The sequence below is a fragment of the Pseudomonas sp. Leaf434 genome, assembly GCF_001425545.1.
GTDB classification, from domain to species: Bacteria; Pseudomonadota; Gammaproteobacteria; order Pseudomonadales; family Pseudomonadaceae; genus Aquipseudomonas; species Aquipseudomonas siliginis.
The window spans coordinates 630108-642171 of the sequence record NZ_LMQZ01000001.1 but is presented as its reverse complement, the minus strand read 5'-3'; the positions used below and the strand labels follow the sequence as shown (position 1 = coordinate 642171).

The 12064-nt window shown below is 60.9% G+C and carries 11 protein-coding genes; 2 read left to right on the top strand and 9 right to left on the bottom strand.

The genetic code is table 11. The features are described 5' to 3' along the window. Nucleotides 1-122: 122 nt before the first annotated feature. The 5 genes from ASG55_RS02865 to ASG55_RS02845 form a co-directional block, all read right to left on the bottom strand. The gene (locus ASG55_RS02865; RefSeq protein ID WP_016771305.1) at nt 123-1454 is read right to left on the bottom strand and encodes an MFS transporter; all 1332 of its coding nucleotides are present in this window, start codon (nt 1452-1454) and stop codon (nt 123-125) included. 187 nt (nt 1455-1641) lie between these two features. Next, nucleotides 1642-2568: a hydroxymethylglutaryl-CoA lyase gene (locus tag ASG55_RS02860; RefSeq protein ID WP_056783466.1), complete on the bottom strand. Its 927-nt coding sequence runs from the start codon at nt 2566-2568 to the stop codon at nt 1642-1644. Beyond that, nucleotides 2565-3758 (bottom strand): CaiB/BaiF CoA transferase family protein, encoded by a 1194-nt coding sequence (locus ASG55_RS02855; RefSeq protein WP_056783462.1) that lies wholly within the window; start codon nt 3756-3758, stop codon nt 2565-2567. Before ASG55_RS02855 ends, ASG55_RS02860 begins: the two co-directional genes overlap by 4 nt. Before the next feature lie 252 nt (nt 3759-4010). Then, entirely contained in the window at nt 4011-4916 is a 906-nt protein-coding gene (locus tag ASG55_RS02850; RefSeq protein ID WP_056783458.1) for a LysR family transcriptional regulator, read from the bottom strand. Nucleotides 4917-4978: 62 nt separating this feature from the next. Continuing rightward, nucleotides 4979-6283: a hypothetical protein gene (locus ASG55_RS02845; protein WP_056783455.1), complete on the bottom strand. Its 1305-nt coding sequence runs from the start codon at nt 6281-6283 to the stop codon at nt 4979-4981. 216 nt (nt 6284-6499) lie between these two features. On the opposite strand from ASG55_RS02845, the gene ASG55_RS02840 reads away from it, so the two are divergent. Next, nucleotides 6500-7174: a hypothetical protein gene (locus ASG55_RS02840; RefSeq protein ID WP_177342705.1), complete on the top strand. Its 675-nt coding sequence runs from the start codon at nt 6500-6502 to the stop codon at nt 7172-7174. Here ASG55_RS02840 and yiaY read toward each other — a convergent pair. Further along, nucleotides 7135-8283 (bottom strand): L-threonine dehydrogenase, encoded by a 1149-nt coding sequence (gene yiaY, locus ASG55_RS02835; RefSeq protein WP_056783452.1) that lies wholly within the window; start codon nt 8281-8283, stop codon nt 7135-7137. The genes ASG55_RS02840 and yiaY overlap by 40 nt on opposite strands. A 154-nt stretch (nt 8284-8437) precedes the next feature. Between yiaY and ASG55_RS02830 the strand changes: the two genes are divergently transcribed. After that, nucleotides 8438-9457, top strand: a complete 1020-nt coding sequence (locus ASG55_RS02830) for a DUF4917 family protein (RefSeq protein WP_056783449.1) — start codon at nt 8438-8440, stop codon at nt 9455-9457. Nucleotides 9458-9621: 164 nt separating this feature from the next. On the opposite strand, the gene ASG55_RS02825 is transcribed toward ASG55_RS02830, so the two are convergent. From ASG55_RS02825 to ASG55_RS02815, 3 genes are all read right to left on the bottom strand, one after another. After that, on the bottom strand, nt 9622-9966 hold the full coding sequence (locus tag ASG55_RS02825) for a YegP family protein (protein ID WP_056783446.1): 345 nt from the start codon (nt 9964-9966) through the stop codon (nt 9622-9624). Nucleotides 9967-10046: 80 nt separating this feature from the next. Next, nucleotides 10047-10628: a DJ-1/PfpI family protein gene (locus ASG55_RS02820; RefSeq protein WP_056783443.1), complete on the bottom strand. Its 582-nt coding sequence runs from the start codon at nt 10626-10628 to the stop codon at nt 10047-10049. A 200-nt stretch (nt 10629-10828) separates the two neighbouring features. Further along, nucleotides 10829-12055 carry a class I SAM-dependent methyltransferase gene (locus ASG55_RS02815; protein ID WP_056783440.1) on the bottom strand — a complete coding sequence of 409 codons (1227 nt, stop codon included), beginning with the start codon at nt 12053-12055 and terminating at the stop codon, nt 10829-10831. Between the last annotated feature and the right edge of the window lie 9 nt (nt 12056-12064).

Here is a 12064-nt window from a genome sequence, read left to right as displayed (position 1 = left end):
CCAGCGAATCTTCTCATGTGTCTGAAGTCGGAATTCGCGAGCAGGCACGCTCGCACAGGAAAGCGCATTCCAAAGTGGGAGCGAGCCTGCTCGCGAAGGCGTCATCACAGACGCCGCCAATCTCAATACTTGTCCAGCGTACGCAACTTCTGCGGCAAGCCCCACAACAGCAAAGCGGCCGCAATCAGCGCGGCGACGCCGATGACGTACAGCGCCGGGGTGGTGCTGCCGGTGAGGTCCTTGATGCGTCCGACCATGACAGGGCTGACGATCCCGCCGAACTGCCCCAGGGTATTGATCACCGCGATCCCGCCCGCTGCGCCGGCACCGGCGCCCGCCAGCAGTTTCGGTGGCAGGGTCCAGAAGCTCGGAATCGAAGCGATGATGCCCGCGCCGAGCAGGCCGAGCGCGACGATCAGGAAGGTCGTGTGGCTGGCGAAGATTCCCGCGCTGAAGAAGCCGATCGCGCCGACGATCACCAGCCCGGCGACAAACTTGCGCCGTTCACCGGTGGCGTCGGACAAGCGTCCGATCACCACCATGCTGATCGCCCCGCAGATGTACGGAATGGCGGTCAGCAGGCCGATCATCACCGGGCTTTCGGTGCCGGCGCTGCGGATCAATTGCGGTGCCCAGAAATTCAAACCGTAGGACGCGACCTGGATCAGGAAGTAGATCAAACCCAACGTCAGGAACCCGGGAATTTTCAGCGCCGCGAGCAATGAGCCGCCGCTCTTGTGTGGTTCGTGATGAGCGATGCGACTGGAGAGCAATTTCTTCTCGTCAGCCGTCAGCCAGTGCGCATCCTCGATGCGGTCCTTCAGCTGCGTCAGCACCAGAAAACCCAGCGCGATGCACGGCACGCCTCCGAGCAGGAACAACCAATGCCAGCCGCGCATCTGCAATACGCCATCGAGGTGTTGCAACACCAGCCCTGAGAACGGTGCGCCGACCAGCCCGGCAAACGCCGAGGCGAGAAACAGCATCGAGGTGATGCGGCCACGGAAGTGCTGCGGAAACCACAGCGTCAGGTAATACAGCACGCCCGGAGCAAACCCGGCTTCCATCGCACCGATGACGAAGCGCAGCGCATAGAACTGCCATTCGCTGTTGACGAAGACCATCGCCGCCGTCGCCACGCCCCACGACATCATGATCCGCGCGATCCAGCGCCGCGCGCCGACCTTGTACAGCATCATGTTGCTCGGCACTTCGAACAGCACGTAACCGACCACGAACAGCCCGGCGCCCAAGCCATACGCGGTGTCGCTCAGACTCAGGTCGGTCTGCAACTGGAATTTGGCGAAGCTGATGTTGATGCGGTCGAAAAAGGCGAACAGGTAGCAGACCATGATCAGCGGCATCAGGCGCCAGGCAACTTTGCTGACCAGGGCTTTTTCGGCGTCGTGATCGACGGACGGATTCACGCCCGCCTCCATTACATTGAGGCTCATAGATTTTCTCCAGGCGGACTGCCGATGGGCGTCCGATTGTTTTTGTTGTCTGGTGATGACGCTCCCTGTGGAGCGCTTTTGTGTGGGAGCTGGCTTGCCAGCGATGGCGTCAGTTCAGCTAACGCTTTCGTTGAATTTGCTGCCGTCATCGCGGGCAAGCCCGCTCCCACAGGGGTACTGGTGTTTCTCAGGTGGGCATCGGATGCAGATCGCAGTTGCGCCCGGCCTTGGCCAGTTGGCCGGGGACATCGTGGCCCAACAGCGCCGGCAAGCCGCGCGAAAGCTTCAGCAGCAGCGGCAAATCGATCCCCGTGGGAATGCCGACTTCAGCGCACAGGTTCACCAGGTCTTCGGTGCAGATATTGCCCGACGCCCCCGGCGCAAACGGACAGCCACCGAGGCCACCCAGCGCCGCATCGAAGCGCCGCGCGCCGGCCTCGTAAGCGGCCAGCACATTGCACAGGCCGAGGCCGCGGGTGTTGTGGAAATGCAGGGTCAGATCGGCCGGCGAAACCCGCTGCAAAACGCGCCGCACCAAGCGATCGACCTGACGCGGATTGGCCATGCCGGTGGTATCGGCGAGGCTGATGCCCTGAATGCCGAGCTCTTGATAAGCGTCGACGATCTGCAGTACGCGATCCTCATCGATCCGGCCTTCGAACGGACAACCGAACGTGGTGGCGATGCTGCCGTTGAGGCGCACACCTGAGCCGCTGACAAACGCAACAATGTCAGCGAATGCCGCCAGCGACTCTTCGCAACGCATGCGCATATTGGCCAGGTTGTGGGTCTGGCTGGCGGACATCACCAGATTCAACTCATCGGCATTCGCTGCCAATGCGCGTTGCGCGCCTTTGAGGTTGGGGATCAACGCCACGTAAATAACACCCGGCTGGCGCTGAATGCCGTTGAACACTTGCTCGCCGTCACGCAGGGCCGGAATGGCTTTGGGCGAGACGAACGAGCCGGCCTCGATGCGGCTGAATCCGGCCTGTGACAATTGATTGATCAGGGCGATCTTGTCAGCGGTTTCCACCCACGTCGGCTCGATCTGCAAACCGTCGCGGGGTGAGACTTCCTGGACGATCAGGGTTTGCGAATAGTCAGTGATCATTGCACCACCCCTTGGTTTTTCAGGCGTTCGATGTCGAGTTCAGTCAGGCCAAGATTGGCGAGAATAGCGTCGGTGTGCTGGCCCAGTTTCGGCCCGGACCAGTTCACTCCGCCGGGGGTCTCCGAGAGTTTGGGGACAATGCCGGGCATCTTCACCGTTGCGCCACCGGGCAACTCGGCATCGAGCAGCATGTCCCGCGCCTGATAGTGCGGATCGGCGACGATATCAGCCACCGAATAGATGCGCCCGGCCGGCACTTCGGCAGCTTCGAGAGCAGCCAGTACCTCGTCGATCGGCAGGCTGCTGGTCCAGTGCGTGATGGCCGCATCGAGCAAACCGCTCTGCGCCGCGCGGCCGTCGTTGTGGGCGAACTCTTCTGCGTCGGCCAGATCAGCACGGCCGATGGTGTGCATCAGGCGCTTGTAGATCGGGTCGCTATTGCCGGCAATCACCACGTAGGCGCCGTCGGCCGTGAGGTAGGTATTGGAGGGCGCGATACCCGGCAAGGCGCCGCCGCTGCGTTCGCGGACATGGCCGAGCATGTCGTATTCCGGCACCAGACTTTCCATGACGTTGAACACGCTTTCGGCCAGCGACACATCGACGATCTGCCCACCGCCCTGCCCAGTCTTGACCCGCAACAGCGACATCAGCGCACCAATCACCGCGTGCAACGAGGCCAGCGAATCGCCGAGGCTGACGCCGACCCGCGCCGGTGGCGAATCGGGATTGCCGGTGGTGTAGCGGATGCCGCCCATGGCCTCGCCAATCGCACCGAAACCGGGCCGGTCACGGTAAGGGCCGGTCTGGCCGTAGCCGGAGATACGCACCAGGGTCAGGTTCGGATTCAGCGCATGTAGCACGTCCCAACCCAGACCGAGTTTTTCCAGCGCACCGGGGCGCAGGTTTTCAATGATCACGTCGGCGTCGCCGGCCAGTTGCTTGACCAGTTCGATGCCTTCAGCGGATTTGAGATTGAGCGCCAGGGATTTCTTGTTGCGCGATTGCAGGTACCACCACAGCGATGTGCCTTCGTGCAGCTTGCGCCATTTGCGCAGCGGGTCGCCCTGACCCATGGCTTCGATCTTGATCACCTCGGCGCCGAACTCGGCAAGCATGCGCGCGGCAAACGGCGCGGCGATCAGGGTGCCGATCTCGATCACTTTGATTGCACTCAAAGGGGCAGTCATCGCGGGTACCTCTTGTTCTTGGAATATGTCGCCAAGGCTAGAGGAACGATCGTCAGCGAATCCAGCCGTCTCTCGGCAATGGGCGTTCGCGAAATGCGAATGCTCCTCTGTGATTGCGTGGTGAATTCAGGGCCGCCTTCGCGAGCAGGCTCGCTCCCACAAGGATCTGTAGTGGTTTCAGATTCTGTGTTCACACAAGTTCAATGTGGGAGCGAGCCTGCTCGCGAAGAGGCCATCAGCCGCAATGAAGATCTACCGCCCGCGCAAATGCTCAAACAACATCCGGCTCACCGGCGACAACCCTGCCTCATCGCGCACCACCACAATCAGCGCGCGATCCGCCCAGGCATCGGTCAGCGGCACCGCACGCAAGCCCAGTGCCTGACCAAACAACTCATAGGCTCGCTGCGGCAGAATGCCGATGCCCATGTTCGCCTGGACCATCCGGCACACCGCATCGAATCCCGGCACATGAATGCGGATGCGCAGGACTTTGCCCGCCTGCCGCGCCGCCGCATGGGTACGCATGTTGATCGAACTGGCTGCGTGCAAGCCGACGTAATCGCTGTCGAGAGTTTCATCGAAAGTCACCGATGCGCGCGTAGCCAACGGATGCTCCGGGAGCATCACCACCACCAGTTTGTCCTGGCGGTACAACACGCTGTGCAGGCCTTTGGTGTCGCTGTCGTCGGAGCAGATGCCGAGGTCGGCGACGCCATCGAGCACGCCCTGAATCACCCCGGCGCTGGGGCGTTCTTCAAGGTCAGTCTTGACCTGCGGCTGCCGCGCGGAGAAGTCGCGCAAGTCTTCGGGCAGGAACTGAATGATCGCCGAAAGATTGGCCAGCATGCGCACGTAACCCCGCACACCGTGGCTGTGCTCGCCCAGTTCCAGGCCCATCTTTTCCACGTTGAAGAGCATCTGCCGCGCATGGTGCAGCAGGGTCTCACCGGCCGGCGTGAGGATCATGCCTTTGGCTTGGCGCACGAACAAAGCGATGCCCAGCGCCTCCTCCAAATCCATCAGGCGCTTGCTCGCCGCCGACACCGCGATGGCTTCGCGCGCAGCCGCACGGGTCAACGTACCTTCCTCGTGGACGGCGACGAACAGTTGCAGAGTGATCAGGTCGAGACGGCGGATCAGGCTTTTTTGCAGCATGGTGGGCTCGAAGGCAGGGTTCATCCGAGCCGGCAGGATAGCCCGGTTTTACCGCTGACTGCTCAGTTGCTCATGCTGGCGCGCTGTTTTGTGACAGGCGCGGTCAGCAAGCGAACCAGCTGCGCGCTGTCGTCCCTGCGACCCAACACCAGGATCGATAAGCCTTGCAGGCAGGCATCGATGGCTGGCCATGAAATGTCCTTCGCGCCCTCGACATCAAACGAATCATCCACTGCGCCATCGACCAGAAAGCCTGCCGTCAACAAGCCTCGTGCGCTGCCCGAGGTCTGTCCGACCGCCACAATCCGTTTACCGGCGATGTCATCCAGCGCAAACCCTGCTTGCCAACCTCTCAGATCCCGTTCCTGCGCCGTCGGGGTGAGGACAGGATTGTTGAACGCGTCATCCATTTGGCCGGAGTAGGTAATACCACTGATGAACCCGTGTTGCAGTTTCCTGCCTTGCGTGGACTCGACCGCCGAACCGAGCAGAAGCAGGCGCTGCGCCGTTTGCACCGCGATGTCCGTCACGCTGCTTTCGAGCGGCTGGCCATCGCGCTGAATGTTCAACAGCAGTACCCCCTTGTCGCCGAACGCTTGTGCAACTTTCCCGCTGTGGTCGAACGCCATGACCAGTCCCTGATTGGTTACTTCCGTTTTGCCATGCAGCAGAATCAGCCCATCGTCGAGCTGGATGATCCCGGACAGCGAAATGGCCACCCCTGGCAGTGACAGGGGCAGCCAACCGTTGCTGGCGAACGATAAATCGTCCGAGCCATCGAGATTGAACCGCGTCAACAGGCCACTGCCCTTTTGCGCCGTCACGAACAGCAGCCGGTCCGGCTGCGCAAGCTGCGGATCGGATTTCGCCAGCAGCAGTTGCCCATGCGTGGCCCCAAAGAGCGCCGGAATCCGCATGGGCACAATCCGGTAGCCATTCCTGTCGCCGCCGAACTCGATGTCCGGCGAGCCGTCGGGCAGAAACCGGGCGATGACTTGCTGGTATTCAAGAGCCTGGTCTTTGACGACGCCAATCACACCGCACATCCAGATCCGTCCCAGCGCATCAACGATCAATGGCCCGCCTTGCGTGAGCGAGCCTGTGCCGAACTGGCCGCTGAGATATCCGCCAGTGCCGAAAGCCGGATCCGGATTGCCATCGGCATCCAGGCGCGCAAGGCCGTAGTACGAATGGCCCGATTGCTCGACGGTAACGCTGACCATGATCTGCCCCGAAGGCGTGATCGCCACGCCTTTGGCAATGGTCTTGCCCGCTCCGGGGAATTTCAGCGTTCGCAGACCAAAGAGCGCATCCAGCTCCCCGGCTGACTGCACGTTTGGGGACAATGGCGCGATAGATTCCGACATGTTCGTATGCTCCTCAAGAGATCGACGTCGACCCCCTCGTAGCGAGCATTCGACCCCAGGTCGCCACGCCGGGCAACTGACAGAAATGACAGTTTTTTAGAAGAAAAAGAAATTACCTACTGTGTAAAAAAGACTGAATGACTGGTAGTTCTTACAGGTTCGAATTCAGGCACGTCATGCCAACCTCAGCGTTCAAATCAGCCATGGACGAGAAGCATGATGAGCACTCGCGACGAGCAAATTTCACAACCGGCCCCGACCATCACTTATCCCGAGGAGGCCAGCACGACGGGACCTGCGACATTGTTGCTCGGCAGCGGCATACCCAATGCTCTTGTGCACGTCTGGAACATTGAAAACACCCATTCGCTTGGCGAAGGGCTGGTCAGCGCAAATGGACGATGGGCGTTCAGCATCACCGGCGTTCAGGCCCAGGGCCAGCAGAAGATTCACGCCCACCAGACCTATGCAGGCATCACGTCCGAATGGAGCGAAGAGCGCGGATATGAGGTGCGACTGCGGCCCGAGATCGACGTCCCGGTCGTTGTCGAACCGATTGAGGGCGCGCAGGTCGATACGCCTCTGATCTTTTCGGGAGATGTCATGCGAGCCGAGGGTTTCGTCAGTATTTTCGATCTGGACACTGGCCTGGAGATTGCCAGAGCAGCGGTCGAAAGCGACCGGAAATGGCAAACCCCGGCAGCACCCTCCCTGGCGGTCGGGCAGTACCGTATCTCCGCCGTCCACAACATCGCCGGCAAGGTTTCAGATTGGGGCCGTGTGCGGACATTTGCCGTGGTCGCAGAAGCAAGCGAAGGCTTGTCCGACTTCGCTCGCCTGCGCGCCTTCATTCAAAACGCATTGCGGAAAATTTCCTCGATCTGGCGCTGATCCGCCGCCCGTGGATTGGTCAGTCCACAGGCGTCCTTCAAGGCGTTGGTGGCGAGCACCGGGATATCGCTGAGTTTCGCGCCCAGCTCACGCAGTCCGCCGGGAATCTCGACGTCCTTGGCAAGGTTGCGAATGGCATTGATCGCCGCCTGTGCGCCCTCCTCCGCGCTGAAACCACGAATATCCGCGCCCATGGCGTGGGCGACGTCCCTGAGTCGGTCAGCGCAGACCAGCGCATTGAAACTCTGCACATGCGGCAACAGCACAGCGTTGCAGACGCCGTGGGGCAAGTCGTAGTAGCCGCCCAACTGATGCGCCATGGCGTGGACAAATCCGAGCGAGGCGTTGTTGAACGCCATGCCTGCGAGGAACTGCGCGTAAGCCATGTTCTCCCGCGCCGCCAGGTCGCTGCCGTCGCGCACGGCCAGACGCAGGTTGCTGCTGATCAGGCTCATGGCCTTCAAAGCGCAGGCGTCGGTGATCGGGTTGGCGGCGGTCGAGACGTAGGCTTCGATGGCGTGGGTCAGCGCGTCCATGCCGGTGGCGGCGGTAAGGCCTTTGGGCATCGCGACCATCAACTCCGGGTCGTTGACCGACAGCAGTGGCGTGACGTTGCGGTCGACAATGGCCATTTTCACGTGGCGCGACTCGTCGGTGATGATGCAGAAGCGGGTCATTTCGCTGGCAGTGCCGGCGGTGGTATTGATGGCGATCAGCGGCAATTGCGGCTTGCTCGAGCGGTCGACGCCTTCGTAATCGCCAATCTGCCCGCCATTGGTTGCGCACAGGGCGATGCCCTTGGCGCAATCATGTGGCGAGCCGCCACCCAGCGACACGACGAAATCGCAACGGCTTTCCTTCAGCAGCCCCAGACCGGATTCGACATTGGCCGTGGTCGGGTTCGGTCTGGCGCCATCGAAGATCACCGAATCGATGTCCTGCATCGCCAGTTTCTCGGCGATCATTGCGGCCACGCCAGCCTTGGCCAGCCCGGCATCGGTGACAATCAGCGCCTTGCGAAAACCATAATTGCGAATCGCAACCATGGCTTCGTCGAGGCAGCCGCTGCCCATGATGTTGACCGCCGGAATGAAGAAGGTGCTGCTCATCGTGTGTCTCCTGACTGGAGCCGGATCGACTGCCTCGATTCGGCGGGTGCACACAGAATCGACCGATCGGTCACGAGCGATGTTGATCTGGCTCAATGTCCGCTCGTGATAAAGTCGCCGTCCATCTGCCCTTTGTTTTGAGACCGCCCACGCAATGACCGATTTTCTCAATGTCGACGCCACCCTCGAAGACTGGAGCGCCTTGCGCGCCGCGAACGATTTCCAGGGTTTGCTGGTGGGCAATGGCGCCAGCCGTGCGGTTTGGGATGACTTCGGCTACGACTCGCTGTTCGAAAACGCCCGTACGGTCGAAGAGAAACCGCTGAGCCCATCGGAACTGGCGGTGTTCGACGCGCTGCAAACCCGCAGCTTCGAGCAAGTGCTGGGCGCCCTGAAAACTACCAGCCGGGTCAACAAGGCCCTGGCGGTCAGCTCGGCGGCGCCGCGCAATCGCTATTACGCAATCAAGGAAGCGCTGATCAACACCGTGCACGCGGTGCACATCCCGTGGCGGCTGGTGCAGCCTTCGACACTGACAGTGCTCAATGCAGAACTGGCGCGCTATCGCACGGTGTTCACCACCAACTACGACCTGCTCAATTACTGGGCACTGCAACACCCGGGCAAGGCCATTGACGACCTGTTCAACGGCGCGGACGCAAGTTTCGATCTGAGCCAGAGCGCCACCGACAAACCGCGCCTGCTGTACCTGCACGGCGGTCTGCATCTGGTGCGCAATCAGGACGGCACCGCACGCAAACTGACCTCGACCGAGGGCACCCTGCTCGGCAGCTTCGCCATCAACAATACGATCAAGACGCTGGACGACGTGCCGCTGTTCGTCACCGAAGGGCCGAGCGCGGACAAGCTCAAGACCATCCGCAGCTCGGATTATCTGTCGTTCTGCTACGAGCAGTTACTGGCCCATGGCGACAGCCTGTGCATCTTCGGCCACGCGCTGGGCGAGCAGGATGCGCATCTGGTGCGCGCGTTGCGCCTGGCCCGACCGAAGTGCGTGGCGATCTCGATTTATCCGCGCAGTGCCGCGTTCATCCAGCATCAGAAGCGTCACTACGCCAAGGTGTTTGAAGGTACCGGGGTTGAGTTGCGGTTCTTTGATGCCAAGAGCCATGCGTTGGGCGATCCGAAATTGTCGGTACCGGTTGAGGTTTGATATTGGCCGGGCTGACGCCTTCGCGAGCAGGCTCGCTCCCACAATGGAATGCGGTCACCTGTGGGAGCGAGCCCGCTCGCGAAGACGGCATATCAGCCAACCCAAAAGGTGACTGGAACACCGCTTTCGCGAGCAGGCTCACTCCCACAGGTTGATGTCGGATTTCAGAGCACCGGCTGGGTCTTGTCCTTAATCACTTTGGTCGGGCCGTTGGCCTTCACGCTGGCAATGCCCTTGTCACACGCGCCATCCGATGAATACGACTCGCTGCTGCCGATGATCTGGTGATTGGCCGCCTTCAGGTTGAAGTACGGGTGGCCGTCCTTGGTCGATTTTTTCTCGTAACGTTCGTCCAGCGGGCTGTTGGCCTGCACCGAGGCAATCCCGCCGTCGGCGCCGGCGCGGGTGCTGTAGAGCTCGCTGGTCAGAATCGTTTCGGCGTTCGCCGCTTTCAACACGAACCTGAATTGGCCGTTGCTGCTTTTGCTCACTTCGTACCATCCGGACATGTCTGTTTCTCCTGGGGGCGATTGAGAGATTTCGCGCTTCAGAGTAAAGACCAGCGCCTGCGATCTGTCGCCTGCATCGACTACAAGGTGATTTTCGTACCGAGCAGACCGAGGAAACCGGCCAGCCATTGCGGATGCGCCGGCCACGCCGGAGCGGTGGCGAAATTTCCCTGAACATGGCCGTCGGTCACCGGAATGTCGATGTAGGTGCCGCCCGCCAACCGGACTTCCGGGGCGCAGGCCGGGTACGCGCTGCACTCACGCCCTTCGAGCACACCCGCCGCCGCGAGCAGTTGCGCGCCATGGCAGACCGCTGCGATGGGCTTGCCAGCGTTGTCGAAGGCGCGCACCAGCTCGAGGACTTTGTCGTTCAGCCGCAGGTACTCCGGAGCGCGACCGCCGGGAATCAGCAGCGCGTCGTAATCAGTTTCGCGGGCCTTGGCGAAGTCGAAATTGAGCGCGAACAGGTGACCGGGTTTTTCGCTGTAGGTCTGATCACCTTCAAAATCATGAATCGCCGTGCGCACGGTGCTGCCGGCGGACTTGTCCGGGCACACGGCGTGGACCGTGTGGCCGACCATCTGCAGGGCCTGGAACGGCACCATCACTTCGTAGTCTTCGACGTAATCGCCGACCAGCATCAGGATCTTTTTCGCGGCCATGGGAAAACTCCTCGGGGAAAGGTCTGGGAGTATTCAAGGTAGACCGTATCCAAGGGTTGCGGTAATTCCAGGCTTACTACGCTCGATCGCGATAAATGTAGGAGCCGCCGAAGGCTGCGATCTTTTGATCTTGCATTTAAATAACCAGGATCAAAAGATCGCAGCCTTCGGCAGCTCCTACAGGGGTGTATTTCAGGCTATCAGGCGAGAAAACCGTCAGCGCGCAGCAGTGTTTCCAGACAATGTTCGCTGATGTGGTAGAACGCTTTCAGCTCTTCGATCTTTGCCAACAATTGCGCTGGATTAACCGGCTCGGCGCGTTTCACCGCGAGAATCATCTTGTTCTTGTTGGTGTGTTCCAGCGAGATGAATTCGAAGACTTTGGTCTCGTAACCACAGGCTTCGAGGAACAGTGCACGCAAGCTGTCGGTGACCATTTCCGCCTGTTGGCCGAGGTGCAAGCCGTATTGCAGCATCGGCTTGAGCAGCGCCGGGCTCTGGATCTGCAGGCGGATCTGTTTGTGACAGCACGGCGAGCACATGATGATCGACGCACCCGAGCGGATGCCGGTGTGGATCGCGTAATCGGTAGCGATGTCGCACGCATGCAGGGCGATCATCACGTCCAGTTCGCTCGGCGCCACCGTGCGCACGTCACCGCACTTGAACACCAGCCCCGGATGCTCGAGCTTCGCCGCTGCGGCGTTGCACAGGTTGACCATTTCTTCGCGCAGCTCGACGCCAGTGACTTCGCCCTCGGCCTTGAGCGTGTTGCGCAGGTAGTCGTGAATGGCGAACGTCAGGTAGCCCTTGCCCGAACCGAAATCGGCGACCCGCACCGGTTTGTCCAGCGCCAGCGGCGACGAGGTCAGGGCATGGCTGAACACTTCGATGAACTTGTTGATCTGCTTCCACTTGCGCGACATCGCCGGGATCAGCTCGTGTTGTGCATTGGTCACGCCCAGGTCTTTGAGGAAGGGGCGGCTCAATTCGAGGAAGCGGTTTTTCTCGCGGTTGTGCTCGGCGGACGGCGCTTCACGTAATTGCTGAGGTTTGCTCTTGAACAGCGAACTCTTGCCCTTTTTGCTGTATTCCAGCTGCGCTTCGTCGGTCAGCGCCAGTAAATGAGCATTTTTGAACGAGGCCGGCAGCAGCCCGGCGATCAGCGCCACGCCTTCGCTCAGCGGCAGGTTCTTGGTGATGTCGCGGGTCTTGTAGCGATAAACGAATGACAGGCACGGCTGCGCCTTGACCGTCACCGGTTTGATGATGACCCGTTGCAGATCCGCCTCTTCACCGACGTACTTGGCCAGCACCAGTTTGATGAAACCGCTGTCGTCGAGGCTGGCTTGCAGCAGCTCGATGAACTGGGCGTGGTGATCGGCGGCCGGTTTGGCGGACGGCGCGGAAGCAGCGGAAACGGACATGGACAAGCG

Coding starts and splice junctions, on each gene's coding strand:
- ASG55_RS02865 (WP_016771305.1), bottom strand. CDS start 1,454: ATGAGCCTCAATGTAATGGAGGCGGGCGTGAATCCGTCCGTCGATCAC.
- ASG55_RS02860 (WP_056783466.1), bottom strand. CDS start 2,568: ATGATCACTGACTATTCGCAAACCCTGATCGTCCAGGAAGTCTCACCC.
- ASG55_RS02855 (WP_056783462.1), bottom strand. CDS start 3,758: ATGACTGCCCCTTTGAGTGCAATCAAAGTGATCGAGATCGGCACCCTG.
- ASG55_RS02850 (WP_056783458.1), bottom strand. CDS start 4,916: ATGCTGCAAAAAAGCCTGATCCGCCGTCTCGACCTGATCACTCTGCAA.
- ASG55_RS02845 (WP_056783455.1), bottom strand. CDS start 6,283: ATGTCGGAATCTATCGCGCCATTGTCCCCAAACGTGCAGTCAGCCGGG.
- ASG55_RS02840 (WP_177342705.1), top strand. CDS start 6,500: ATGATGAGCACTCGCGACGAGCAAATTTCACAACCGGCCCCGACCATC.
- yiaY (WP_056783452.1), bottom strand. CDS start 8,283: ATGAGCAGCACCTTCTTCATTCCGGCGGTCAACATCATGGGCAGCGGC.
- ASG55_RS02830 (WP_056783449.1), top strand. CDS start 8,438: ATGACCGATTTTCTCAATGTCGACGCCACCCTCGAAGACTGGAGCGCC.
- ASG55_RS02825 (WP_056783446.1), bottom strand. CDS start 9,966: ATGTCCGGATGGTACGAAGTGAGCAAAAGCAGCAACGGCCAATTCAGG.
- ASG55_RS02820 (WP_056783443.1), bottom strand. CDS start 10,628: ATGGCCGCGAAAAAGATCCTGATGCTGGTCGGCGATTACGTCGAAGAC.
- ASG55_RS02815 (WP_056783440.1), bottom strand. CDS start 12,055: ATGTCCGTTTCCGCTGCTTCCGCGCCGTCCGCCAAACCGGCCGCCGAT.